The organism is Cedecea davisae (assembly GCF_044095835.1).
Classification (GTDB): Bacteria; Pseudomonadota; Gammaproteobacteria; order Enterobacterales; family Enterobacteriaceae; genus Cedecea; species Cedecea davisae.
Map to the genome: position 1 here is coordinate 256,512 of NZ_CP172054.1, position 22,454 is coordinate 278,965.

Annotated in this window: 27 protein-coding genes, 2 tRNA genes and 2 rRNA genes; 25 read left to right on the forward strand and 6 right to left on the reverse strand. The window is 52.1% G+C overall.

Annotated features, from left to right (window positions below; genetic code table 11):
* Positions 1-5 precede the first annotated feature (5 nt).
* The 15 genes from rplF to ACG1VR_RS01705 all read left to right on the forward strand — a co-directional run bounded on the left by rplF (position 6) and on the right by ACG1VR_RS01705 (position 7,783).
* Positions 6-539, forward strand: a complete 534-nt coding sequence (gene rplF / locus ACG1VR_RS01635; protein WP_016538461.1) for a 50S ribosomal protein L6 — start codon at positions 6-8, stop codon at positions 537-539.
* 9 nt (positions 540-548) lie between these two features.
* Positions 549-902, forward strand: a complete 354-nt coding sequence (gene rplR, locus ACG1VR_RS01640) for a 50S ribosomal protein L18 (protein WP_008457177.1) — start codon at positions 549-551, stop codon at positions 900-902.
* A 14-nt stretch (positions 903-916) separates the two neighbouring features.
* The gene (gene rpsE, locus ACG1VR_RS01645; protein WP_016538460.1) at positions 917-1,417 is read left to right on the forward strand and encodes a 30S ribosomal protein S5; all 501 of its coding nucleotides are present in this window, start codon (positions 917-919) and stop codon (positions 1,415-1,417) included.
* Positions 1,418-1,423: 6 nt separating this feature from the next.
* Positions 1,424-1,603: a 50S ribosomal protein L30 gene (gene rpmD / locus ACG1VR_RS01650; protein WP_004846568.1), complete on the forward strand. Its 180-nt coding sequence runs from the start codon at positions 1,424-1,426 to the stop codon at positions 1,601-1,603.
* A 3-nt stretch (positions 1,604-1,606) separates the two neighbouring features.
* Complete coding sequence (gene rplO, locus ACG1VR_RS01655) at positions 1,607-2,041, forward strand: 50S ribosomal protein L15 (protein ID WP_008457184.1); 435 nt, start codon at positions 1,607-1,609, stop codon at positions 2,039-2,041.
* A 7-nt stretch (positions 2,042-2,048) separates the two neighbouring features.
* A complete protein-coding gene (gene secY / locus ACG1VR_RS01660; RefSeq protein ID WP_008457186.1) occupies positions 2,049-3,380 on the forward strand; it encodes a preprotein translocase subunit SecY in 1,332 nt (443 codons plus the stop codon).
* Between the two features lie 30 nt (positions 3,381-3,410).
* Positions 3,411-3,527 (forward strand): 50S ribosomal protein L36, encoded by a 117-nt coding sequence (rpmJ, locus tag ACG1VR_RS01665; protein ID WP_039898881.1) that lies wholly within the window; start codon positions 3,411-3,413, stop codon positions 3,525-3,527.
* A 146-nt stretch (positions 3,528-3,673) separates the two neighbouring features.
* Positions 3,674-4,030, forward strand: a complete 357-nt coding sequence (gene rpsM / locus ACG1VR_RS01670) for a 30S ribosomal protein S13 (protein WP_008457189.1) — start codon at positions 3,674-3,676, stop codon at positions 4,028-4,030.
* 16 nt (positions 4,031-4,046) lie between these two features.
* Positions 4,047-4,436 (forward strand): 30S ribosomal protein S11, encoded by a 390-nt coding sequence (gene rpsK, locus ACG1VR_RS01675; RefSeq protein ID WP_008457192.1) that lies wholly within the window; start codon positions 4,047-4,049, stop codon positions 4,434-4,436.
* 34 nt (positions 4,437-4,470) lie between these two features.
* Positions 4,471-5,091 (forward strand): 30S ribosomal protein S4, encoded by a 621-nt coding sequence (rpsD, locus tag ACG1VR_RS01680; RefSeq protein WP_008457194.1) that lies wholly within the window; start codon positions 4,471-4,473, stop codon positions 5,089-5,091.
* A gap of 25 nt (positions 5,092-5,116) precedes the next feature.
* Entirely contained in the window at positions 5,117-6,106 is a 990-nt protein-coding gene (locus tag ACG1VR_RS01685; protein ID WP_002919219.1) for a DNA-directed RNA polymerase subunit alpha, read from the forward strand.
* A 40-nt stretch (positions 6,107-6,146) separates the two neighbouring features.
* The gene (rplQ, locus tag ACG1VR_RS01690; RefSeq protein ID WP_039898879.1) at positions 6,147-6,533 is read left to right on the forward strand and encodes a 50S ribosomal protein L17; all 387 of its coding nucleotides are present in this window, start codon (positions 6,147-6,149) and stop codon (positions 6,531-6,533) included.
* 112 nt (positions 6,534-6,645) lie between these two features.
* Positions 6,646-7,017: a DUF1992 domain-containing protein gene (locus ACG1VR_RS01695; protein ID WP_395490046.1), complete on the forward strand. Its 372-nt coding sequence runs from the start codon at positions 6,646-6,648 to the stop codon at positions 7,015-7,017.
* On the forward strand, positions 7,017-7,433 hold the full coding sequence (zntR, locus tag ACG1VR_RS01700) for a Zn(2+)-responsive transcriptional regulator (RefSeq protein WP_039898877.1): 417 nt from the start codon (positions 7,017-7,019) through the stop codon (positions 7,431-7,433). Before ACG1VR_RS01695 ends, zntR begins: the two co-directional genes overlap by 1 nt.
* 65 nt (positions 7,434-7,498) lie before the next feature.
* Positions 7,499-7,783: an alternative ribosome-rescue factor A gene (locus tag ACG1VR_RS01705; RefSeq protein ID WP_071704118.1), complete on the forward strand. Its 285-nt coding sequence runs from the start codon at positions 7,499-7,501 to the stop codon at positions 7,781-7,783.
* On the opposite strand, the gene mscL is transcribed toward ACG1VR_RS01705, so the two are convergent.
* From mscL to def, 5 genes are all read right to left on the reverse strand, one after another.
* On the reverse strand, positions 7,719-8,132 hold the full coding sequence (gene mscL, locus ACG1VR_RS01710; RefSeq protein ID WP_016538455.1) for a large-conductance mechanosensitive channel protein MscL: 414 nt from the start codon (positions 8,130-8,132) through the stop codon (positions 7,719-7,721). The genes ACG1VR_RS01705 and mscL overlap by 65 nt on opposite strands.
* Positions 8,133-8,287: 155 nt before the next feature.
* Positions 8,288-9,664, reverse strand: coding sequence for a Trk system potassium transporter TrkA (gene trkA, locus ACG1VR_RS01715; RefSeq protein WP_016538454.1), 1,377 nt, complete (start codon positions 9,662-9,664; stop codon positions 8,288-8,290).
* Between the two features lie 50 nt (positions 9,665-9,714).
* Positions 9,715-11,004, reverse strand: coding sequence for a 16S rRNA (cytosine(967)-C(5))-methyltransferase RsmB (gene rsmB, locus ACG1VR_RS01720; protein WP_395490048.1), 1,290 nt, complete (start codon positions 11,002-11,004; stop codon positions 9,715-9,717).
* A 73-nt stretch (positions 11,005-11,077) separates the two neighbouring features.
* The gene (gene fmt / locus ACG1VR_RS01725; protein WP_395490050.1) at positions 11,078-12,025 is read right to left on the reverse strand and encodes a methionyl-tRNA formyltransferase; all 948 of its coding nucleotides are present in this window, start codon (positions 12,023-12,025) and stop codon (positions 11,078-11,080) included.
* A 14-nt stretch (positions 12,026-12,039) separates the two neighbouring features.
* Entirely contained in the window at positions 12,040-12,549 is a 510-nt protein-coding gene (def, locus tag ACG1VR_RS01730) for a peptide deformylase (RefSeq protein WP_016538451.1), read from the reverse strand.
* 128 nt (positions 12,550-12,677) lie between these two features.
* Between def and dprA the strand changes: the two genes are divergently transcribed.
* Genes dprA through ACG1VR_RS01760 form a run of 6 tightly spaced genes read left to right on the forward strand, consistent with a single transcriptional unit; the run spans position 12,678 to position 16,465 of the window.
* Positions 12,678-13,802 carry a DNA-protecting protein DprA gene (gene dprA, locus ACG1VR_RS01735; protein ID WP_395491145.1) on the forward strand — a complete coding sequence of 375 codons (1,125 nt, stop codon included), beginning with the start codon at positions 12,678-12,680 and terminating at the stop codon, positions 13,800-13,802.
* Positions 13,774-14,247 (forward strand): DUF494 family protein Smg, encoded by a 474-nt coding sequence (gene smg / locus ACG1VR_RS01740; protein ID WP_039898875.1) that lies wholly within the window; start codon positions 13,774-13,776, stop codon positions 14,245-14,247. The genes dprA and smg overlap by 29 nt, the downstream gene beginning before the upstream one ends.
* Before the next feature lie 23 nt (positions 14,248-14,270).
* Entirely contained in the window at positions 14,271-14,825 is a 555-nt protein-coding gene (locus ACG1VR_RS01745) for a type I DNA topoisomerase (RefSeq protein WP_395490052.1), read from the forward strand.
* A complete protein-coding gene (gene tsaC / locus ACG1VR_RS01750; RefSeq protein WP_279052008.1) occupies positions 14,818-15,390 on the forward strand; it encodes an L-threonylcarbamoyladenylate synthase type 1 TsaC in 573 nt (190 codons plus the stop codon). Before ACG1VR_RS01745 ends, tsaC begins: the two co-directional genes overlap by 8 nt.
* A gap of 2 nt (positions 15,391-15,392) precedes the next feature.
* The gene (gene aroE, locus ACG1VR_RS01755) at positions 15,393-16,211 is read left to right on the forward strand and encodes a shikimate dehydrogenase (protein WP_016538446.1); all 819 of its coding nucleotides are present in this window, start codon (positions 15,393-15,395) and stop codon (positions 16,209-16,211) included.
* Positions 16,208-16,465 carry a DUF1488 domain-containing protein gene (locus ACG1VR_RS01760; protein WP_016538445.1) on the forward strand — a complete coding sequence of 86 codons (258 nt, stop codon included), beginning with the start codon at positions 16,208-16,210 and terminating at the stop codon, positions 16,463-16,465. The genes aroE and ACG1VR_RS01760 overlap by 4 nt, the downstream gene beginning before the upstream one ends.
* On the opposite strand, the gene ACG1VR_RS01765 is transcribed toward ACG1VR_RS01760, so the two are convergent.
* Positions 16,441-16,995, reverse strand: coding sequence for a gamma carbonic anhydrase family protein (locus ACG1VR_RS01765; RefSeq protein ID WP_039898873.1), 555 nt, complete (start codon positions 16,993-16,995; stop codon positions 16,441-16,443). The two genes, ACG1VR_RS01760 and ACG1VR_RS01765, sit on opposite strands and share 25 nt — an antisense overlap.
* Before the next feature lie 474 nt (positions 16,996-17,469).
* On the opposite strand from ACG1VR_RS01765, the gene ACG1VR_RS01770 reads away from it, so the two are divergent.
* The 4 genes from ACG1VR_RS01770 to ACG1VR_RS01785 all read left to right on the forward strand — a co-directional run bounded on the left by ACG1VR_RS01770 (position 17,470) and on the right by ACG1VR_RS01785 (position 22,450).
* Positions 17,470-19,011 (forward strand): 16S ribosomal RNA (locus tag ACG1VR_RS01770).
* Positions 19,012-19,080: 69 nt separating this feature from the next.
* Positions 19,081-19,157: transfer RNA gene (locus tag ACG1VR_RS01775), tRNA-Ile, on the forward strand.
* 113 nt (positions 19,158-19,270) lie between these two features.
* Positions 19,271-19,346 (forward strand) — tRNA-Ala (locus ACG1VR_RS01780).
* 196 nt (positions 19,347-19,542) lie between these two features.
* A 23S ribosomal RNA gene (locus tag ACG1VR_RS01785) occupies positions 19,543-22,450 on the forward strand.
* Together the 16S and 23S rRNA genes with 2 tRNA genes alongside form the textbook arrangement of a ribosomal RNA operon.
* Positions 22,451-22,454 lie beyond the last annotated feature (4 nt).

The window sequence follows — 22,454 nt, forward strand, 5'->3', positions numbered from 1 at the left end:
ATAAAATGTCTCGTGTTGCTAAAGCACCGGTCGTTGTTCCTGCAGGCGTAGAGGTAAAACTCAACGGTCAGGTTATTTCGATCAAAGGTAAAAACGGCGAGCTGACTCGTACTATCAACGATGCTGTTGAAGTAAAACACGCTGAAAATGCACTGACTTTCGCTCCGCGCGAAGGTTTTGCAAACGCGTGGGCCCAAGCGGGTACCACTCGTGCGTTGTTGAACTCAATGGTTGTCGGTGTTACCGAAGGCTTCACTAAGAAGCTGCAGCTGGTTGGTGTAGGTTATCGTGCAGCCGTTAAAGGCGACGTGGTGAATTTAGCCCTGGGCTTCTCTCACCCTGTTGAGCATAAGCTGCCTGCGGGTATCACTGCTGAATGTCCGACTCAAACTGAAATCGTGCTGAAAGGCGCTGATAAGCAGGTGATCGGTCAGGTTGCAGCTGATCTGCGCGCCTACCGTCGTCCTGAGCCTTATAAAGGCAAGGGTGTTCGTTACGCCGACGAAGTCGTGCGTACCAAAGAGGCTAAGAAGAAGTAAGGTAACACTATGGATAAGAAATCTGCTCGTATCCGTCGTGCGACCCGCGCACGTCACAAGCTCAAGGAACTGGGCGCGACTCGTCTGGTGGTACATCGTACCCCGCGTCATATTTACGCACAGGTAATCGCTCCAAATGGTTCTGAAGTTCTGGTAGCTGCATCTACTGTAGAAAAAGCTATCACTGAGCAACTGAAGTACACTGGAAACAAAGACGCCGCTGCAGCTGTAGGTAAAGCTGTCGCTGAGCGCGCACTGGAAAAAGGCATCACCGTTGTTGCTTTTGACCGTGCTGGTTTCCAATATCATGGTCGTGTCCAGGCACTGGCAGATGCTGCCCGTGAAGCTGGCCTTCAGTTCTAAGGTAGAGGTGTAAGATGTCTCACATCGAAAAACAAGCTGGCGAACTGCAGGAAAAGCTGATCGCGGTAAATCGCGTATCTAAAACCGTTAAAGGCGGTCGTATTTTCTCCTTCACTGCTCTGACAGTGGTAGGCGACGGTAACGGTCGTATTGGTTTTGGTTACGGTAAAGCGCGTGAAGTTCCAGCAGCGATCCAGAAAGCGATGGAAAAAGCCCGTCGCAACATGATTAACGTCGCGCTGAACCACGGCACCCTGCAGCACCCTGTTAAAGGTGTGCACACAGGTTCTCGTGTGTTCATGCAGCCGGCTTCCCAGGGTACCGGTATTATCGCCGGCGGTGCAATGCGTGCCGTTCTGGAAGTCGCTGGAGTTCATAACGTTCTGGCTAAAGCGTATGGTTCTACAAACCCGATTAACGTGGTTCGTGCAACTATCGATGGCCTGGCGAATATGAAGTCTCCAGAAATGGTCGCTGCCAAGCGTGGTAAATCCGTTGAAGAAATTCTGGGGTAATTGACCATGGCAAAGACTATTAAAATAACTCAAACCCGCAGTGCAATCGGTCGTCTGCCGAAACACAAGGCAACGCTGCTTGGCCTGGGTCTGCGTCGTATTGGCCACACCGTAGAGCGCGAGGATACTCCTGCTGTACGTGGTATGGTCAACGCGGTTTCCTACATGGTTAAAGTTGAGGAGTAAGAGATGCGTTTAAATACTCTGTCTCCGGCCGAAGGGTCTAAGCACGCGTCTAAGCGTCTGGGTCGTGGTATCGGTTCTGGCCTCGGTAAAACCGGCGGTCGTGGTCACAAAGGTCAGAACTCTCGTTCTGGCGGTGGCGTACGTCGTGGTTTCGAAGGTGGTCAGATGCCGTTATACCGTCGTCTGCCGAAATTCGGTTTCACCTCTCGCAAAGCAATGATCACGGCAGAAGTTCGTCTGTCCGATCTGGCGAAAGTTGAAGGCGACGTAGTTGACCTGAACACGCTGAAAGCAGCAAACATTATCGGTATTCAGATCGAGTTCGCGAAAGTGATCCTGTCTGGTGAGGTAACTCGTCCGGTAACTGTTAGCGGCCTGCGTGTCACCAAAGGCGCTCGTGCTGCTATCGAAGCTGCTGGCGGTAAAATCGAGGAATAAGTAGCAGATGGCAAAACAACCGGGATTAGATTTTCAAAGTGCTAAAGGCGGCCTCGGCGAGCTGAAACGCAGACTGATGTTTGTTATCGGTGCGCTGATTGTGTTTCGTATTGGCTCTTTTATTCCGATCCCTGGTATTGATGCCGCTGTGCTTGCCAAACTGCTTGAGCAACAGCGAGGCACCATCATTGAAATGTTCAACATGTTCTCTGGTGGTGCTCTCAGCCGTGCTTCTATCTTCGCGCTGGGTATCATGCCGTATATTTCGGCATCGATCATTATACAGCTGCTTACCGTGGTTCACCCCGCGCTGGCAGAGCTGAAGAAAGAAGGGGAATCTGGTCGTCGTAAGATTAGCCAGTACACCCGTTACGGCACTCTGGTGCTGGCAATATTCCAGTCAATCGGTATTGCTACCGGTTTACCGAATATGCCTGGTATGCAGGGCCTGGTGTTAAACCCAGGCTTTGCATTCTATTTCACCGCTGTTGTAAGTCTGGTTACCGGGACAATGTTCCTGATGTGGCTGGGCGAACAGATTACTGAACGCGGTATCGGCAACGGTATCTCAATCATAATCTTCGCGGGTATCGTTGCGGGTCTTCCGCCGGCCATTGGCCATACCATCGAGCAAGCAAGGCAAGGCGACCTGCACTTCCTCCTGTTGCTGTTGGTTGCAGTATTAGTATTTGCAGTGACCTTCTTCGTTGTTTTTGTTGAGCGTGGCCAGCGCCGTATTGTGGTCAACTACGCTAAACGTCAACAGGGTCGTCGTGTCTATGCTGCGCAGAGCACACATTTACCGCTGAAAGTGAACATGGCCGGGGTTATCCCTGCGATCTTCGCCTCCAGTATTATCCTGTTCCCGGCAACCATCGCGTCATGGTTCGGGGGCGGTACCGGTTGGAACTGGCTGACAACAATTTCGCTGTATTTGCAGCCTGGGCAACCGCTTTATGTGTTACTCTATGCGTCTGCAATCATCTTCTTCTGTTTCTTCTACACGGCGTTGGTTTTCAACCCGCGTGAAACAGCAGATAACCTGAAGAAGTCCGGTGCATTTGTACCAGGAATTCGTCCGGGAGAACAAACGGCGAAGTATATCGATAAAGTAATGACCCGCCTGACTCTGGTTGGTGCGCTCTACATTACCTTTATCTGCCTAATCCCGGAGTTCATGCGCGATGCAATGAAAGTGCCGTTCTACTTCGGTGGGACCTCACTGCTTATCGTTGTTGTCGTTATCATGGACTTTATGGCTCAAGTGCAAACTCTAATGATGTCAAGTCAGTACGAGTCTGCATTGAAGAAAGCGAACCTGAAAGGCTACGGCCGTTAATTGTCGCTTGAGAAGTTACGGAGAGTAAAAATGAAAGTTCGTGCTTCCGTCAAGAAATTATGTCGTAACTGCAAAATCGTTAAGCGTGAAGGTGTTATTCGCGTGATTTGCAGCGTCGAACCGAAGCATAAACAGCGTCAAGGCTGATTATCTCGCATATTTTTCTTGCAAAGTTGGGTTGAGCTGGCTAGATTAGCCAGCCAATCTTTTGTATGTCTATGCGTTTCCATTTGAGTATCCTGAAAACGGGCTTTTCGGCATGGGACGCATAATCTAAATAGTAGGAGTGCATAGTGGCCCGTATAGCAGGCATTAACATTCCTGATCAGAAACATGCCGTGATCGCATTAACTTCGATCTACGGTGTCGGCAAGACTCGATCCAAAGCCATCTGCGCTGCGGCGGGTATCGCTGAAGATGTTAAGATCAGTGAGCTGTCTGAAGAACAAATCGACACGCTGCGTGACGAAGTTGCCAAATTTGTCGTTGAAGGTGATCTGCGCCGTGAAGTGAGTATGAGCATCAAGCGTCTGATGGACCTTGGTTGCTATCGCGGTTTGCGTCATCGTCGTGGTCTGCCAGTGCGCGGTCAGCGTACTAAGACCAACGCCCGTACCCGTAAGGGTCCGCGCAAACCGATCAAGAAATAATCGGGGTGATTGAATAATGGCAAAGGCACCAATTCGTGCACGTAAACGTGTAAGAAAAACAGTCTCTGACGGCGTGGCTCATGTCCATGCTTCTTTCAACAACACCATCGTTACTATTACCGATCGTCAGGGTAATGCGTTGGGTTGGGCAACTGCCGGTGGTTCCGGTTTCCGTGGTTCTCGCAAATCCACTCCGTTTGCAGCTCAGGTTGCAGCAGAGCGTTGCGCAGAAGCCGTGAAAGAATACGGTATCAAGAACCTGGAAGTTATGGTTAAGGGACCGGGTCCGGGTCGCGAATCTACCATTCGTGCTCTGAACGCCGCTGGTTTCCGCATCACTAATATTACTGATGTGACTCCGATCCCTCACAACGGTTGTCGTCCGCCGAAAAAACGCCGCGTATAACGCGTTCGTTTTCTAGGATTGTTGGAGAAAGAAAATGGCAAGATATTTGGGTCCTAAGCTCAAGCTGAGCCGTCGTGAGGGCACAGACCTGTTCCTTAAGTCTGGCGTTCGCGCGATCGATACCAAGTGTAAAATTGAACAAGCTCCTGGCCAGCACGGTGCGCGTAAACCGCGTCTGTCTGACTATGGTGTGCAGTTGCGTGAAAAGCAGAAAGTTCGCCGTATCTATGGTGTGCTGGAGCGTCAGTTCCGTAACTATTATAAAGAAGCAGCTCGTCTGAAAGGCAACACCGGTGAAAACCTGTTGGCTCTGCTGGAAGGTCGTCTGGACAACGTAGTTTACCGTATGGGCTTTGGCGCTACTCGTGCAGAAGCACGTCAGCTGGTTAGCCATAAAGCAATTATGGTAAATGGTCGCGTTGTTAACATCGCTTCTTATCAGGTAACTCCGAATGACGTAGTCAGCATCCGTGAGAAAGCCAAAAAGCAATCTCGCGTTAAGGCCGCTCTGGAGCTGGCTGAGCAGCGTGAAAAGCCAACCTGGCTGGAAGTTGATGCTGCCAAGATGGAAGGTGTGTTTAAGCGTAAGCCTGAGCGTACCGATCTGTCTGCCGACATTAACGAACACCTGATCGTCGAGCTTTACTCCAAGTAAAGCTTAGTACCAAAGAGAGGACACAATGCAGGGTTCTGTGACAGAGTTTCTAAAACCACGCCTGGTAGATATCGAGCAAGTGAGTTCGACGCACGCCAAGGTGACCCTTGAGCCGTTAGAGCGTGGCTTTGGCCATACTCTTGGTAACGCACTGCGCCGTATTCTGCTTTCATCGATGCCGGGTTGCGCGGTGACTGAGGTTGAGATTGATGGTGTACTGCACGAGTACAGCACCAAAGAAGGCGTTCAGGAAGATATCCTGGAAATCCTGCTCAACCTGAAAGGGCTGGCGGTAAGAGTTCAAGGCAAAGATGAAGTTATTCTTACCCTGAATAAATCTGGCATTGGCCCTGTGACCGCAGCCGACATCACCCATGATGGTGATGTCGAAATCGTCAAGCCGCAGCATGTGATCTGCCACCTGACCGATGAGAACGCCGCTATTAGCATGCGTATCAAAGTTCAGCGCGGTCGCGGTTATGTGCCGGCTTCTGCCCGAATTCATTCGGAAGAAGATGAGCGCCCAATCGGCCGTCTGCTGGTCGACGCCTGCTACAGCCCTGTAGAGCGTATTGCCTACAATGTTGAAGCAGCGCGTGTAGAACAGCGTACCGACCTGGACAAGCTGGTCATCGAAATGGAAACCAACGGCACAATCGATCCTGAAGAGGCGATTCGTCGTGCGGCAACCATCCTGGCAGAACAACTTGAAGCTTTCGTTGACTTACGTGATGTTCGTCAGCCGGAAGTTAAAGAAGAGAAACCAGAATTCGATCCGATCTTGCTGCGCCCTGTTGACGATCTGGAATTGACTGTCCGCTCTGCTAACTGCCTTAAGGCAGAAGCTATCCACTATATCGGTGATCTGGTACAGCGTACCGAGGTTGAGCTGCTTAAAACGCCTAACCTGGGTAAAAAATCTCTTACCGAGATTAAAGACGTGCTGGCTTCCCGTGGTCTTTCTCTGGGCATGCGCCTGGAAAACTGGCCACCGGCAAGCATCGCTGACGAGTAACCGGATCACAGGTTAAGGTTTTACTGAGAAGGATAAGGTCATGCGCCATCGTAAGAGTGGTCGTCAACTGAACCGCAACAGCAGCCATCGCCAGGCTATGTTCCGCAACATGGCAGGTTCACTGGTTCGTCATGAGATAATCAAGACGACCCTGCCTAAAGCGAAAGAGCTGCGTCGCGTAGTTGAGCCGCTGATTACTCTTGCCAAGACTGACAGCGTTGCTAATCGTCGTCTGGCATTCGCCCGCACTCGTGATAACGAGATCGTGGCAAAACTGTTTAATGAACTGGGTCCGCGTTTTGCGAGCCGTACCGGTGGTTACACTCGTATTCTGAAGTGTGGCTTCCGTGCAGGTGACAATGCTCCGATGGCTTACATCGAGCTGGTTGATCGCGCCGAGTCTCAAACAGAAGCTGCTGCAGAGTAATCTGTAGTAACGTAGAAAAACCGGGCTTGCCCGGTTTTTTTATATCCAAAATATCCCTTTCCTCACGCTTTCCTCGTATTCTTGTAGAACTCCCTGCTAACCAGAGGTTGTTATGTGGTTGCTCGATCAATGGGCCGAGCGGCATATTCTCGATGCCCAGCGCAATGGTGATTTTGATAGCCTGCCCGGCAGCGGCGAACCGATAATGCTTGATGATGACAGCCACGTACCGCCCGAACTACGAGCGGGTTACCGTTTGCTGAAAAATGCGGGCTGTTTACCGCCTGAATTACAGCAACGAAGAGAGGCTCTGGAGCTGGTTGACCTGCTAAAAACGGTCCATGCTCAAAGCAAGGAATATCAGGAAATCAGTAAAAAGCTCAGTTTGCTTGAGCTTAAACTGCGGCAGGCCGGGGTTAATACCGATTTTCTTCGTGGTGAGTACGGGGCTAAATTAATGCAGCACATTGGCGAGGAAAAATGATGTTTCGCATAGGTGAGTTGGCAAAACTGGCGAACGTGACGCCGGACACTATTCGTTACTACGAAAAGCAAAACATGATGGATCACGAAGTTCGCACGGAAGGTGGCTTCCGACTGTATAACGACAGCGACCTGCAGCGGCTTAAGTTCATTCGTTATGCCAAGCAGTTAGGATTTACCCTTGAGGCCATCCGCGAGTTGCTTTCGATCCGCATCGATCCGGAACATCACACCTGCCAGGAGTCAAAAGGCATTGTGCAAAGCAGGCTGACTGAAGTGGAAGCAAAGATTAAAGAGCTACAAAATATGCGCCGTTCCCTGCAGCGTTTGAATGATGCATGCTGCGGAAGCGCGCACAGCAGCGTTTACTGCTCAATTCTGGAAGCCCTGGAGCAGGGAGCCAGCATCCGAAAATAGCCGCTTGATCTTTTATTGAGCGAGGAATAGACTCGCGCCGTTAATTTAACCGATATGGAGTGGATATGAGCAACAAATACCGCCATCAAAAAGGGCAAATCAAGGATAACGCCATCGAGGCGCTGTTACATGACCCATTGTTCAGGCAGAGAATTGAGAAGAATAAGAAAGGGAAAGGGAGCTATCAGCGCAACGAGAAACATGGCAAACGGGGTAACTGGGAGGCCAGTGGCAAACAAGCAAAACGCTTTTTTACCACTGGCCTTCTGCTTTTAGCAGCCTGGATTAATCGCGTTGGTTCTGCTGTTTCAGCAGATCGCGAATTTCGCCCAGCAGAACTTCTTCTTTAGAAGGCGCTGCAGGTGCAGCCGGCTCTTCAGTCTTCTTACGGTTCAGCTTATTAATAACTTTAATTGCCATGAAAATAGCAAAAGCGACAATTACGAAATCAAAGATGTTCTGAATAAACACGCCGTAATGCATGACAACTGCAGGCACATCGCCCTGTGCGTCGCGCAGCGTTAACGCAAACTGTTTGAAATCAACACCACCAATCAGCAAGCCCAGCGGAGGCATAATTATATCCGCCACCAGTGAGGAAACGATTTTCCCGAATGCTGCCCCAATAATCACACCCACTGCCAAATCGACAACATTTCCGCGCATCGCGAATTCGCGGAATTCTTTTAAAATACTCATTTATCTCTCCTTGTACCGGCTGGCAGTTTTAATTCTAACAAAGGATGTCTTAATTTCCATAACCGTAGAAAATAAGAATGCTTTGTTAATTCCTTAATATTAAGAAGGGCTTATTACATTAAAGCGAGGCAACAACAACGGCTGCCCCGATTCTTTTACAGGAAGAAAGGACTTGGCTGGAACAACCGTTCAACGTCGCTGACAAACTTCTTATCCGTCAGGAACATAATGACGTGGTCGCCCTGCTCAATACGCAGATTGTCATTGGCAATCATCACATCGTTGCCGCGAACAACGGCGCCGATAATCGTACCCGGCGGCAGTTTTATCTCGTCTATTACGCGCCCAACAACGCGGGAAGTACTTTCATCCCCGTGAGCTACCGCTTCTATTGCCTCGGCAACGCCACGGCGTAAAGAGGAAACACCTACAATATCAGCTTTTCGAACGTGACCAAGTAGAGCGGAAATTGTCGCCTGCTGCGGCGATATAGCGATATCAATCACGCTGCCCTGAACCAGGTCGACATAGGCTTTACGCTGTATCAGCACCATTACTTTCTTGGCACCCATGCGTTTTGCCAGCATTGCAGACATGATATTTGCTTCATCGTCGTTTGTGACAGCGATAAACAAATCGACTTGCTCAATATGTTCTTCGGCCAGCAGCTCCTGATCGGACGCATCACCGTAAAATACGATGGTATTTTGCAGCATTTCAGCCAGCTCGGAGGCTCGCTGCTGGTCGCGCTCGATAAGCTTTACGCTGTAATCCTTTTCCAGTCTGTGAGCCAAGCCAGCACCGATATTACCGCCGCCGACCAGCATAATGCGCTTATAAGGCTTCTCGAGACGCTGTAGCTCGCTCATAACGGCACGAATATTTTGCGAAGCAGCGATAAAGAACACCTCATCGCCCGCTTCCACTATCGTTGAACCCTGAGGGCGAATGGGGCGATCGTGACGGAAAATGGCTGCTACACGCGTATCGATGTGCGGCATATGCTCGCGCATTGTGGAGAGCGCATTACCCACCAGCGGGCCGCCATAATAAGCTTTTACCACGGCGAGGCTGACTTTCCCTTCCGCGAAATTCACAACCTGCAACGCCCCCGGGTACTCAATCAGCCGGTAGATATTGTCGATAACCAGCTGCTCGGGCGCTATCAAGTGGTCGATAGGAACAGCTTCTGCATTGAAAAGCTTTTCCGCATCGCGCACGTAGTCCGGCGCACGAATCCGTGCGATACGGTTTGGCGTGTTAAACAGCGAATAGGCAACCTGGCAGGCTATCATGTTCGTTTCATCGGAACTGGTAACCGCAACCAGCATATCTGCGTCATCGGCACCGGCTTCACGCAGCACCCGGGGATGAGAACCATGCCCCTGCACTACGCGCAAATCAAACTTATCCTGCAGAATACGCAGGCGAGCCTGGTTGGTGTCGACCACGGTAATATCGTTGTTCTCGCCAACCAGGTTTTCCGCCAGAGTGCCGCCAACCTGACCGGCACCCAGAATAATTATTTTCATCGTTTATCGCTTCACGAGTGATGAAACCTAAGACTCAGCCTGAGGGGGAGTCAGCTCTTAATTAGCTTAGCGTAATAGAAGCCGTCGCCGTCTTCCGCCGCCGGCAGATTTTGAATACCCGGCGTTTTTTCATCACCGGTTTCAACCAGTTTCGCATCCGCATGGCGTGCCAGGAACGCGGTAACCTGTTCCTTGTTTTCTTCCGGCAGTACGGAGCACGTTGCGTACACCATCGTGCCGCCTGATTTCAGGTGAGGCCAGATAGCGTCCAGAATCTCTTTTTGCAAAGCAACCAGTTCAGGAATATCTCTGTCGCGGCGCAGCCATTTAATATCCGGGTGACGGCGAATAACACCGGTAGCCGAACATGGCGCGTCCAGCAGAATACGGTCGAACTTAGCATCACCGCACCATTGAGCCGGGAAGCGGCCGTCGCCCAGTTTTACTTCGGCGTTCATACCCAGGCGCTCAAGGTTTTCATGCACGCGCTTCAGGCGCTGGGCGTCGACATCTACCGCCATAACCTTCGCGCCCGGAGCTGCTTCCAGGATATGAGTGGTTTTGCCGCCCGGAGCTGCGCAAAGATCCAAAATCGTTTCGCCGTTTTGCGGATCTAAAAGATCAACACAGCCCTGAGCCGAGGCATCCTGCACCGTAACCCAACCCTGTTCGAAACCGGGCAATGCGAGAACCGGAGCCGGTGAGTCAAGGCGTACAGCATCACGATACTCAGGATGAACGTGGCCTTCCAGGCCTGCTTCTGCAAGCAGTTGCAGCCAGGCTTCTCGGGTGTGGTGCTGGCGATTCACGCGCAGCCACATCGGTGGACGTTGGTTGTTCGCTTCTATAATGGCCTGCCAGCAATCCGGATAAGCCTTCTTCAGGCGCTGCAATAGCCAGGAAGGATGCAGGAAGCGGCTTTCATGCTTAGCCGCTTCAGCCATCAGGCTTTCCTGTTGGCGCTGGAACTGGCGCAGCACGCCGTTGATCAGGCCTTTAAAGGCCTGTCGCTTGATAGCGATTGCACCTTCAACGGTTTCCGCCAGGGCAGCATGAGCAGGAATACGGGTATACAGCAGCTGATAGAAGCCGACCATAATTAAGTAATGGATCGTACGCTGTTTGCCGGTCATCGGGCGGGACATCAACTTGCCAACCAGCCACTCAAGCTGCGGCAGAGTACGCAGCACGCCAAAGCACAGCTCCTGGAGCAGCGCTCTGTCTTTGTCAGACACTTTTTGCTGCATCGCAGGCAGTACATTACTTAATGATTGTCCCTGTTCGACAACCTGTTCAATCGTTTGGGCAGCCAGGCTGCGAAGGTTTTGTGTTTTTTTCATTACCGTGCTCTGGTTTTTCCAGCGCTATAAACAAAAATGCCCAGGTTACCCCGGGCGTATAGATTCAACTGCTTCAGGCGAGAAGGCTTCCCGGCTCGAACCATTCACGGCGCGAGTTAAGAAGATCCTGAGCTTTCATGGCTTTTTTACCGGCAGGCTGCAGCTCTTCAAGATTGAGGATCCCGTCAGCGGTAGCGACCTGAATTCCTGCCTTACTGACTGCAACAATAGTGCCCGGTGCAGCGCCTGCCTGAGCAGGAATAACCGAGGCGCGCCAGACTTTCAGCGGCTGGCCGTCAATCTCGAGCCAGCTCATTGGCCACGGATTAAAAGCACGAATGCAGCGCTCCAGCTGTACCGCGGAGAGGTTCCAGTCAATTCTTGCTTCTTCCTTACTGAGCTTTTCAGCGTAGGTAACCAGCGCTTCATCCTGAACTTCCGGTTTTGCCGTTCCGCTGGCTAACTGTTGCAACGTGTTCAGCAGGCCTTCAGGGCCCAGACCGGCCAGCTTGTCGTACAGCGTACCGCTGGTGTCGTCCGCTTCAATCGGGCAGGAGAGCTTATACAGCATGTCGCCGGTATCCAGGCCAACGTCCATCTGCATGATGGTCACGCCGGTTTCAGCATCGCCAGCCCACAGAGAACGCTGGATAGGCGCCGCGCCGCGCCAGCGAGGCAGCAGAGAACCGTGTACGTTCACGCAGCCAAGGCGAGGCATCTCAAGTACGGCCAGGGGTAAAATCAGGCCATAAGCGACAACGACCATAACATCAGCATTGAGGTCGGCGACCAGCTGCTGGTTCTCGGCTTTGCGCAGAGTCGCAGGTTGGAATACAGGAATACCTTTCTCTTCTGCCAGCACTTTTACCGGGCTGGGCATGAGTTTTTTACCGCGGCCAGCCGGGCGGTCTGGCTGGGTGAATACGCCAACCACCTGGTGCTGAGAAGACAACAGCGCGTCAAGATGACGCGCTGCAAAATCGGGCGTTCCGGCGAAGATAATACGCAGTGAATCTGACACGTTGATTGTTGTCCTTAAGCTTTCGCTTTCAAACGGTCGAGTTTTTCAACTTTCTGACGAATACGTTGTTGCTTAAGCGGCGACAGATAATCAATAAACAGTTTACCGACCAGGTGATCCATTTCATGCTGAATACAGATAGCCAGCAGGCCGTCGGCTTCCAGCTCAAAAGGCTTACCGTTGCGATCCAGCGCGCGGATTTTCACTTTTTCGGCGCGCGGCACCAGAGCACGCTGCTCCGGAATCGACAGGCAGCCTTCTTCGATACCGGTCTCGCCGCTTTTTTCCAGCAGCTCCGGGTTGATCAGCACCAGCTGCTGGTCACGATTTTCGGAAACATCAATAACAATGATGCGTTGATGAATATCAACCTGCGTAGCCGCCAGGCCGATACCTTCTTCGTCATACATTGTTTCGAACATATCATCGACGATGCGCTGAATGTCCGCATTCACTTCTTCAACCGGCTTAGCGACTTTGCGAAGGCGCTCGTCGGGAATATGTAATACTTGCAAAACTGCCATAAATATCCAGAGCTGTGTTCAGTAGTAGAAAGGATTATTCCCTCTATTCTAGACATTTCCCCGGCTGATTGACAGCATCAGTGACCAATCGCAAGGATTGCTTTTACGGCCTGTGGCAGGGGGAAATGGTGTCGCGAACCGAGATTTGGCTGCGTCTTATGGCAGTTAAGGGACTGGGTGGAGATAAGTGCTTAAAAATAGCCCATTTCCTGCAACGATGCCCCGTGGTAGACGGAGAAAGCCTGCATGCATCGGGGTTAACCGCACGCGAACGGGCGTTATTTAAGGCCGTCGATGAGCGCCAGCTGGAGGCCAGCTTTGACTGGCTGAACAAGTCCGGTCAGTCACTCCTTACGGCAGAAGATGCTCATTATCCCGACCAGCTCAGGGCGATAAACGACTACCCGGCAGCGCTCTTTATCATAGGAAGCCCGGAGTTGCTCAGGCAGCATCAGCTGGCGGTGGTCGGGAGCCGCAATCTTTCCGATTATGGGGAGCGCAACTGTAGGCAATTTTGTGAAGTTCTGGCCCAGTCAGGGCTGATTATTACCAGCGGGCTGGCGCTGGGAATAGACGGCATTGCCCACCGCGCGGCGCTGCGGGTAAAGGGTAAAACAATTGCGGTATTGGGTAACGGCCTCGCGGGCGTGCACCCCAGGCGCCATTCGGCGCTGGCCAGGCAGATAGCCGAACAAGGGGGCATCGTTCTTTCCGAGTTTCCTTTAGCCTGTACGCCATGGCCGTCGAACTTCCCGTGGCGCAATCGAGTTATCAGCGGCCTGAGCCGCGCCGTATTTGTGGTTGAGGCGGGAGAAAGAAGCGGGTCTTTGGTTACCGCTCGCTGCGCCATTGAGCAGGGAAGAGAGGTTTTTGCTTTGCCGGGCCCGGTCGGTAGCCCCGGCAGCGAAGGGCCGCACTGGCTTATCCAGCAAGGGGCCAATCTGGTACGTCATCCGCAGGATATCCTTGATTATCTGACATCGGAGCTATGCTGGCTCAGCGCTTCGCACGAAGTGCCAATATATTCACCAAATGAACAGGAAGGCGCATTGCCATTTCCCCATCTGTTGGCTAACGTAGGAGATGAGGTTACACCTGTTGACGTCGTCGCTGAACTTGCCGGCCAACCTGTGCCAGAGACGGTAGCCCAACTGCTCGAACTGGAGTTAGCAGGATGGATCGCAGCTGTACCCGGCGGCTATGTCCGATTGAGGAGGGCATGCCATGTTCGACGTACTAATGTACTTATTTGAAACCTACATCCACAGCGAAGCAGAGATGCGCGTTGATCAGGATAAGTTGACGAGCGATCTCACCGACGCCGGTTTTGATCGTGAGGACATTTATAACGCGTTAGTGTGGCTTGAGAAGCTGGCCGACTACCAGGAGGGGTTGACCGAGCCGATGCAGCTTGCTGCCGACCCTCTTTCTATGCGGATCTTTACCGCAGAGGAGAGCCAGAGGCTGGATGCAGACTGCCGGGGTTTCTTATTATTCCTTGAGCAGATTCAGGTGCTGAACCTCGAAACCCGTGAAATGGTCATTGAGCGCGTGCTGGCGCTGGATACCGCTGAATTTGAACTGGAAGACCTGAAGTGGGTTGTACTGATGGTGCTGTTCAATATTCCGGGTTGTGAAAACGCTTACCAGCAAATGGAAGAATTACTCTTCGAGGCAAATGAAGGTATGCTGCACTAAATTGAGTTGCAGCATGAGATGTTATGGCCAAGTCAGCACTGTTTACGGTGCCCAAAAATGAGCCCTGCCCCCAGTGTGGGGCAGAGCTGCTTATTCGTTCCGGCAAACACGGTCCCTTTTTGGGCTGTTCCCACTACCCGGAATGCGATTATGTGCGCCCGCTAAAAAGCCAGGCCGACGGGCACATTGTTAAGGTGCTCGACGGTCAGCAATGCCCGCTTTGCCAGGCGACGCTCGTCCTGCGTCAGGGGCGCTTCGGCATGTTTATCGGCTGCAGTAATTATCCTGAATGCGAACACACTGAAATCATCGACAAACCTGATGAGACGGCAATCGCCTGCCCGCAGTGCCGGAAAGGACAGCTGGTTCAGCGCCGTTCGCGTTACGGGAAAACATTCTGGTCTTGTGATTGCTATCCTGAATGCCAGTTTGTCATCAATTTTAAACCGGTCGCGGGCGTTTGCTCTGAATGCCAGTACCCGCTGCTTATTGAAAAGAAAACGGCGCAAGGCCTGAAGCGCTTCTGTGCCAGTAAACAATGTGGAAAGCCGGCAACGGTGGAACAAGCCAGTGAATAAAAACCTGCCTGAAGGCCAGCTCGCCCAGATCGTAGCGGCCCTGAAACAACAACAAGTCATCGCTTACCCAACCGAGGCCGTTTTCGGCGTAGGTTGTGACCCGGATAGTGAACTCGCCGTCACCCGGCTGCTGGAGTTAAAGCAGCGCCCGGTAGAAAAAGGCCTGATCCTGATTGCGGCTGATTTCGAGCAACTGAAACCTTATATAGATGAGGCTGTGTTAACTGAAGAGCAGCGTCAGGCGGTTTTTGCTAGCTGGCCAGGTCCGGTCACCTTTGTCTTTCCTGCGCTGGCGAATACGCCGAAATGGCTGACCGGCCGCTTTGACTCGCTCGCGGTACGTGTTACCGACCATCCGCTGGTTAAAGAGCTGTGCCTCGCTTACGGCAAGCCTCTGGTTTCAACCAGCGCCAATCTTACCGGGCTGCCGCCGTGCCGTAGCGCCGAAGAAGTGCAGCAGCAATTTGGCAACGACTTCCCGGTGTTGATGGGCGATACCGGCGGGCGTCTGAATCCTTCCGAAATTCGCGATGCCTTAACCGGCGAACTGTTCCGCCAGGGGTAAATATGGAAACCTACGCCGTTTTTGGTAACCCAATTCAGCACAGCAAATCGCCGCTGATCCATCGCCTTTTTGCGGAGCAGATGGCAATTGAGCATCCTTACGGGCGAGTACTTGCCCCGCTGGATGCCTTTATTGAAACACTTGAAGCCTTTTTTGCCGAAGGTGGAAAGGGGGCCAACGTAACGGTTCCATTTAAAGAGCAGGCTTTTGCCCACGCGGATGAGCTAACCGAGCGTGCGGCGCTTGCGGGGGCAGTGAATACCCTGAAGCGTTTAGAAGACGGGCGTTTACTCGGGGATAATACCGACGGCATTGGCCTGCTGAGCGACCTTGAACGTCTTAAACTTATCAAGCCGGGTGCTCGCGTTCTGCTGGTGGGTGCAGGTGGTGCCGCTCGTGGCGTGTTGCTGCCGCTGCTGTCTCTGGATTGTGCGGTGACGATAACTAACCGGACATTTGCCAAAGCAGAAGAGCTCGCGCAGCTGTTTGGCCACACCGGAAGCGTGAATGCCGTAGCAATGGATGCCCTTGGCGGGCATGAGTTCGATCTGCTGATCAACGCGACCTCCAGCGGGATCGGCGGCGAGATCCCTGCGCTACCGTCCTCCCTTCTTTCTCATCGCGTCAGCTGTTATGACATGTTTTACCGTAAAGGGTTAACGCCTTTCCTTTCGTGGGCGGTAGAGGGTGGCGTTGTACACTATGCTGATGGGCTGGGTATGCTGGTGGGCCAGGCGGCGCATGCTTTTATGCTCTGGCATGGCAAACTGCCGGAAGTGGCACCGGTTATTACCGCGCTGAAAAGAGAAATGGCTGAATGAACCAGGCGATTCAATTCCCCGACCGTGAAGTCTGGGATGAATCTCTCCAGGCAATCTGCTTCCCGGCTCTGGTAAACGGCTTTCAGGTTAACTGTGCGATTTCGGCCGCCGCCGTTGCCACCCGCTTTGGTGGCAACAGTGCACAACAGTGGCTGGCGTTATTTCGCGAAAGCCGCTGGGATGTGGAAGAAGAGTTTGAAACTTTGATCCGCAGCGAACAGGAAGACTCTCAGGGTTGGTACTGGTTATCCTGAGCCAGGTATTCATCTTTCCAGCGTACATAGTTGTTGGCGGAATAAATTAACCCGGCCAGTTCGGCCTCCGTTAAACGACGAATCTGTTTCACCGGGCTGCCAAGATAGAGGTAGCCGCTTTCCAGACGCTTATTTTGCGGCACCAGGCTACCGGCTCCGATCATAACGTCGTCTTCTATTACTACTCCATCCAGCAGAATCGAACCCATTCCTACTAACACGCGGTTGCCGATGGCGCAGCCGTGCAGCATAACTTTATGCCCAACCGTCACATCTTCCCCAACCACCAGTGGATTGCCCTCGGGCTTATATGAAGATTTGTGCGTAACGTGCAGCACGCTGCCGTCCTGAATATTGGTTCGCGCGCCGATGGAGACAGAGTTTACGTCGCCGCGAATGGCGACCAGCGGCCAGATACTGACATCATCAGCAAGTTTCACATCGCCGATAACCACGCTGGTGGGGTCAACCATCACTTTTTGCCCAAGTTGGGGAAAGGTTTTTTGAAAAGCACGTAATACCGCAGACATAAACACCTCGGGAAATTCATTGCGTAACCAGACTCTGGCCGCTTTCTTGAGCAATGGCAAGGGAGTAAAGCGCTATAAAGGGGGCAGATCGAACAGGATCTCGACGAAAAGAGTGAAAACTAAACATTCGGAAAAAAAGATCGAAAAAGTACTTGTGCTAAAAATCGTGATCCCTATAATGCGCCTCCATCGAGACGGAACAGTGAATGACTTCACAAAATGTCCGGTTCGATAAAGAGAAAAAATCCTGAAAATCGGGGTTGACTCTGAAAGAGGAAAGCGTAATATACGCCACCTCGAGTTAGCAAGCGAAAGCGCGTAACTCACTGCTCTTTAACAATTTATCAGACAATCTGTGTGGGCACTCGCAGGATTGATATCTCAAGCATCTTCGGATGCAAAAAAATATCAAGTCTTGAAGAGTGACTACTGATTTTATAAACAGTTTTAATTCTTTGAGCATCAAACACTTTTAAATTGAAGAGTTTGATCATGGCTCAGATTGAACGCTGGCGGCAGGCCTAACACATGCAAGTCGAGCGGTAACAGGGAGTAGCTTGCTACTCCGCTGACGAGCGGCGGACGGGTGAGTAATGTCTGGGGATCTGCCTGATGGAGGGGGATAACTACTGGAAACGGTAGCTAATACCGCATAACGTCGCAAGACCAAAGAGGGGGACCTTCGGGCCTCTTGCCATCGGATGAACCCAGATGGGATTAGCTAGTAGGTGGGGTAATGGCTCACCTAGGCGACGATCCCTAGCTGGTCTGAGAGGATGACCAGCCACACTGGAACTGAGACACGGTCCAGACTCCTACGGGAGGCAGCAGTGGGGAATATTGCACAATGGGCGCAAGCCTGATGCAGCCATGCCGCGTGTGTGAAGAAGGCCTTCGGGTTGTAAAGCACTTTCAGCGAGGAGGAAGGCATTAAGGTTAATAACCTTAGTGATTGACGTTACTCGCAGAAGAAGCACCGGCTAACTCCGTGCCAGCAGCCGCGGTAATACGGAGGGTGCAAGCGTTAATCGGAATTACTGGGCGTAAAGCGCACGCAGGCGGTTTGTTAAGTCGGATGTGAAATCCCCGGGCTCAACCTGGGAACTGCATTCGAAACTGGCAAGCTTGAGTCTTGTAGAGGGGGGTAGAATTCCAGGTGTAGCGGTGAAATGCGTAGAGATCTGGAGGAATACCGGTGGCGAAGGCGGCCCCCTGGACAAAGACTGACGCTCAGGTGCGAAAGCGTGGGGAGCAAACAGGATTAGATACCCTGGTAGTCCACGCCGTAAACGATGTCGACTTGGAGGTTGTGCCCTTGAGGCGTGGCTTCCGGAGCTAACGCGTTAAGTCGACCGCCTGGGGAGTACGGCCGCAAGGTTAAAACTCAAATGAATTGACGGGGGCCCGCACAAGCGGTGGAGCATGTGGTTTAATTCGATGCAACGCGAAGAACCTTACCTACTCTTGACATCCAGAGAACTTTCCAGAGATGGATTGGTGCCTTCGGGAACTCTGAGACAGGTGCTGCATGGCTGTCGTCAGCTCGTGTTGTGAAATGTTGGGTTAAGTCCCGCAACGAGCGCAACCCTTATCCTTTGTTGCCAGCGGTTCGGCCGGGAACTCAAAGGAGACTGCCAGTGATAAACTGGAGGAAGGTGGGGATGACGTCAAGTCATCATGGCCCTTACGAGTAGGGCTACACACGTGCTACAATGGCGCATACAAAGAGAAGCGACCTCGCGAGAGCAAGCGGACCTCATAAAGTGCGTCGTAGTCCGGATTGGAGTCTGCAACTCGACTCCATGAAGTCGGAATCGCTAGTAATCGTAGATCAGAATGCTACGGTGAATACGTTCCCGGGCCTTGTACACACCGCCCGTCACACCATGGGAGTGGGTTGCAAAAGAAGTAGGTAGCTTAACCTTCGGGAGGGCGCTTACCACTTTGTGATTCATGACTGGGGTGAAGTCGTAACAAGGTAACCGTAGGGGAACCTGCGGTTGGATCACCTCCTTACCTAAAAGATACAAACCCGCGTAGTGCTCACACAGATTGTCTGATAGAAAACGAGCAGTAAAACCTTATAGGCTTGTAGCTCAGGTGGTTAGAGCGCACCCCTGATAAGGGTGAGGTCGGTGGTTCAAGTCCACTCAGGCCTACCAAATTTTCCCCTGTTCTGCGTTGCACCTCCGGCTCGCATAGTTCACTATGCGTCGCGAAGTTGCGCCTTGACCAGATGAAAATTAACGGTAATCAAAGGTTTTACGAAATCGATGGGGCTATAGCTCAGCTGGGAGAGCGCCTGCCTTGCACGCAGGAGGTCAGCGGTTCGATCCCGCTTAGCTCCACCATCATTTCATGCACCAAACCTACTTCAGAGTGTACCGGCAACGGTGTACTGCGAAGTATTTGCTCTTTAACAATCCGGAACAAGCTGAAAATTGAAACGACATGTCGTCTCATTCTTCCGTAATAAAGAATGAGGTTAAGACATGTTCGAGTCTCTCAAATTTTCATAATTCGAAGCGAAACATCTTCGGGTTGTGAGGTTAAGCGACTAAGCGTACACGGTGGATGCCCTGGCAGTCAGAGGCGATGAAGGACGTGCTAATCTGCGATAAGCGTCGGTAAGGTGATATGAACCGTTATAGCCGGCGATTTCCGAATGGGGAAACCCAGTGTGATTCGTCACACTATCGTTAAGTGAATACATAGCTTAACGAAGCGAACCGGGGGAACTGAAACATCTAAGTACCCCGAGGAAAAGAAATCAACCGAGATTCCCCCAGTAGCGGCGAGCGAACGGGGAGCAGCCCAGAACCTGAATCAGTTTGTGTGTTAGTGGAAGCGTCTGGAAAGTCGCAGGGTACAGGGTGATACTCCCGTACACTAAAATGCACATACTGTGAGTTCGAAGAGTAGGGCGGGACACGTGGTATCCTGTCTGAATATGGGGGGACCATCCTCCAAGGCTAAATACTCCTGACTGACCGATAGTGAACCAGTACCGTGAGGGAAAGGCGAAAAGAACCCCGGCGAGGGGAGTGAAACAGAACCTGAAACCGTGTACGTACAAGCAGTGGGAGCCTCATTTATGGGGTGACTGCGTACCTTTTGTATAATGGGTCAGCGACTTATATTCTGTAGCAAGGTTAACCGTATAGGGGAGCCGCAGGGAAACCGAGTCTTAACTGGGCGTTAAGTTGCAGGGTATAGACCCGAAACCCGGTGATCTAGCCATGGGCAGGTTGAAGGTTGGGTAACACTAACTGGAGGACCGAACCGACTAATGTTGAAAAATTAGCGGATGACTTGTGGCTGGGGGTGAAAGGCCAATCAAACCGGGAGATAGCTGGTTCTCCCCGAAAGCTATTTAGGTAGCGCCTCGTGAACTCATCTTCGGGGGTAGAGCACTGTTTCGGCTAGGGGGCCATCCCGGCTTACCAACCCGATGCAAACTACGAATACCGAAGAATGTTATCACGGGAGACACACGGCGGGTGCTAACGTCCGTCGTGAAGAGGGAAACAACCCAGACCGCCAGCTAAGGTCCCAAAGTCATGGTTAAGTGGGAAACGATGTGGGAAGGCACAGACAGCCAGGATGTTGGCTTAGAAGCAGCCATCATTTAAAGAAAGCGTAATAGCTCACTGGTCGAGTCGGCCTGCGCGGAAGATGTAACGGGGCTAAACCATGCACCGAAGCTGCGGCAGCGACACTTAGGTGTTGTTGGGTAGGGGAGCGTTCTGTAAGCCGTCGAAGGTGGACTGTGAGGTCTGCTGGAGGTATCAGAAGTGCGAATGCTGACATAAGTAACGATAAAGCGGGTGAAAAGCCCGCTCGCCGGAAGACCAAGGGTTCCTGTCCAACGTTAATCGGGGCAGGGTGAGTCGACCCCTAAGGCGAGGCCGAAAGGCGTAGTCGATGGGAAACAGGTTAATATTCCTGTACTTGGTGTTACTGCGAAGGGGGGACGGAGAAGGCTATGTTAGCCGGGCGACGGTTGTCCCGGTTTAAGCATGTAGGCGGAGAGTTTAGGTAAATCCGGACTCTTGTTAACGCTGAGGTGTGATGACGAGGCACTACGGTGCTGAAGTAACAAATGCCCTGCTTCCAGGAAAAGCCTCTAAGCATCAGGTAACATTAAATCGTACCCCAAACCGACACAGGTGGTCAGGTAGAGAATACCAAGGCGCTTGAGAGAACTCGGGTGAAGGAACTAGGCAAAATGGTGCCGTAACTTCGGGAGAAGGCACGCTGTCGGTAGGTGAAACCCCTTGCGGGTGGAGCTGAAGGCAGTCGAAGATACCAGCTGGCTGCAACTGTTTATTAAAAACACAGCACTGTGCAAACACGAAAGTGGACGTATACGGTGTGACGCCTGCCCGGTGCCGGAAGGTTAATTGATGGGGTTATCCGCAAGGAGAAGCTCTTGATCGAAGCCCCGGTAAACGGCGGCCGTAACTATAACGGTCCTAAGGTAGCGAAATTCCTTGTCGGGTAAGTTCCGACCTGCACGAATGGCGTAATGATGGCCAGGCTGTCTCCACCCGAGACTCAGTGAAATTGAAATCGCTGTGAAGATGCAGTGTACCCGCGGCAAGACGGAAAGACCCCGTGAACCTTTACTATAGCTTGACACTGAACATTGAGCCTTGATGTGTAGGATAGGTGGGAGGCTTTGAAGCGTGGACGCCAGTCTGCGTGGAGCCAACCTTGAAATACCACCCTTTAATGTTTGATGTTCTAACGTAGACCCGTGATCCGGGTTGCGGACAGTGTCTGGTGGGTAGTTTGACTGGGGCGGTCTCCTCCTAAAGCGTAACGGAGGAGCACGAAGGTTAGCTAATCACGGTCGGACATCGTGAGGTTAGTGCAAAGGCATAAGCTAGCTTGACTGCGAGAGTGACGGCTCGAGCAGGTGCGAAAGCAGGTCTTAGTGATCCGGTGGTTCTGAATGGAAGGGCCATCGCTCAACGGATAAAAGGTACTCCGGGGATAACAGGCTGATACCGCCCAAGAGTTCATATCGACGGCGGTGTTTGGCACCTCGATGTCGGCTCATCACATCCTGGGGCTGAAGTAGGTCCCAAGGGTATGGCTGTTCGCCATTTAAAGTGGTACGCGAGCTGGGTTTAGAACGTCGTGAGACAGTTCGGTCCCTATCTGCCGTGGGCGCTGGAGAATTGAGGGGGGCTGCTCCTAGTACGAGAGGACCGGAGTGGACGCATCACTGGTGTTCGGGTTGTCATGCCAATGGCATTGCCCGGTAGCTAAATGCGGAAGAGATAAGCGCTGAAAGCATCTAAGCGCGAAACTTGCCCCGAGATGAATTCTCCCTGGGAACTTGATTCCCCTGAAGGGACGTTGAAGACTACGACGTTGATAGGCTGGGTGTGTAAGCGTAGCGATACGTTGAGCTAACCAGTACTAATGACCCGTGAGGCTTAACCTTACAA

What these genes read in the sequence shown, in the direction of transcription:
- rplQ (WP_039898879.1), top strand. Translation starts at nt 6,147, where the DNA reads ATGCGCCATCGTAAGAGTGGTCGTCAACTGAACCGCAACAGCAGCCAT.
- rplO (WP_008457184.1), top strand. Translation starts at nt 1,607, where the DNA reads ATGCGTTTAAATACTCTGTCTCCGGCCGAAGGGTCTAAGCACGCGTCT.
- ACG1VR_RS01765 (WP_039898873.1), bottom strand. Translation starts at nt 16,995, where the DNA reads ATGTCTGCGGTATTACGTGCTTTTCAAAAAACCTTTCCCCAACTTGGG.
- rplF (WP_016538461.1), top strand. Translation starts at nt 6, where the DNA reads ATGTCTCGTGTTGCTAAAGCACCGGTCGTTGTTCCTGCAGGCGTAGAG.
- secY (WP_008457186.1), top strand. Translation starts at nt 2,049, where the DNA reads ATGGCAAAACAACCGGGATTAGATTTTCAAAGTGCTAAAGGCGGCCTC.
- ACG1VR_RS01760 (WP_016538445.1), top strand. Translation starts at nt 16,208, where the DNA reads ATGAACCAGGCGATTCAATTCCCCGACCGTGAAGTCTGGGATGAATCT.
- ACG1VR_RS01695 (WP_395490046.1), top strand. Translation starts at nt 6,646, where the DNA reads ATGTGGTTGCTCGATCAATGGGCCGAGCGGCATATTCTCGATGCCCAG.
- ACG1VR_RS01685 (WP_002919219.1), top strand. Translation starts at nt 5,117, where the DNA reads ATGCAGGGTTCTGTGACAGAGTTTCTAAAACCACGCCTGGTAGATATC.
- def (WP_016538451.1), bottom strand. Translation starts at nt 12,549, where the DNA reads ATGGCAGTTTTGCAAGTATTACATATTCCCGACGAGCGCCTTCGCAAA.
- rpsE (WP_016538460.1), top strand. Translation starts at nt 917, where the DNA reads ATGTCTCACATCGAAAAACAAGCTGGCGAACTGCAGGAAAAGCTGATC.
- mscL (WP_016538455.1), bottom strand. Translation starts at nt 8,132, where the DNA reads ATGAGTATTTTAAAAGAATTCCGCGAATTCGCGATGCGCGGAAATGTT.
- rpsD (WP_008457194.1), top strand. Translation starts at nt 4,471, where the DNA reads ATGGCAAGATATTTGGGTCCTAAGCTCAAGCTGAGCCGTCGTGAGGGC.
- rplR (WP_008457177.1), top strand. Translation starts at nt 549, where the DNA reads ATGGATAAGAAATCTGCTCGTATCCGTCGTGCGACCCGCGCACGTCAC.
- rsmB (WP_395490048.1), bottom strand. Translation starts at nt 11,004, where the DNA reads ATGAAAAAAACACAAAACCTTCGCAGCCTGGCTGCCCAAACGATTGAA.
- zntR (WP_039898877.1), top strand. Translation starts at nt 7,017, where the DNA reads ATGTTTCGCATAGGTGAGTTGGCAAAACTGGCGAACGTGACGCCGGAC.
- rpmD (WP_004846568.1), top strand. Translation starts at nt 1,424, where the DNA reads ATGGCAAAGACTATTAAAATAACTCAAACCCGCAGTGCAATCGGTCGT.
- ACG1VR_RS01705 (WP_071704118.1), top strand. Translation starts at nt 7,499, where the DNA reads ATGAGCAACAAATACCGCCATCAAAAAGGGCAAATCAAGGATAACGCC.
- trkA (WP_016538454.1), bottom strand. Translation starts at nt 9,664, where the DNA reads ATGAAAATAATTATTCTGGGTGCCGGTCAGGTTGGCGGCACTCTGGCG.
- ACG1VR_RS01745 (WP_395490052.1), top strand. Translation starts at nt 14,271, where the DNA reads ATGGCCAAGTCAGCACTGTTTACGGTGCCCAAAAATGAGCCCTGCCCC.
- aroE (WP_016538446.1), top strand. Translation starts at nt 15,393, where the DNA reads ATGGAAACCTACGCCGTTTTTGGTAACCCAATTCAGCACAGCAAATCG.
- rpsK (WP_008457192.1), top strand. Translation starts at nt 4,047, where the DNA reads ATGGCAAAGGCACCAATTCGTGCACGTAAACGTGTAAGAAAAACAGTC.
- rpmJ (WP_039898881.1), top strand. Translation starts at nt 3,411, where the DNA reads ATGAAAGTTCGTGCTTCCGTCAAGAAATTATGTCGTAACTGCAAAATC.
- smg (WP_039898875.1), top strand. Translation starts at nt 13,774, where the DNA reads ATGTTCGACGTACTAATGTACTTATTTGAAACCTACATCCACAGCGAA.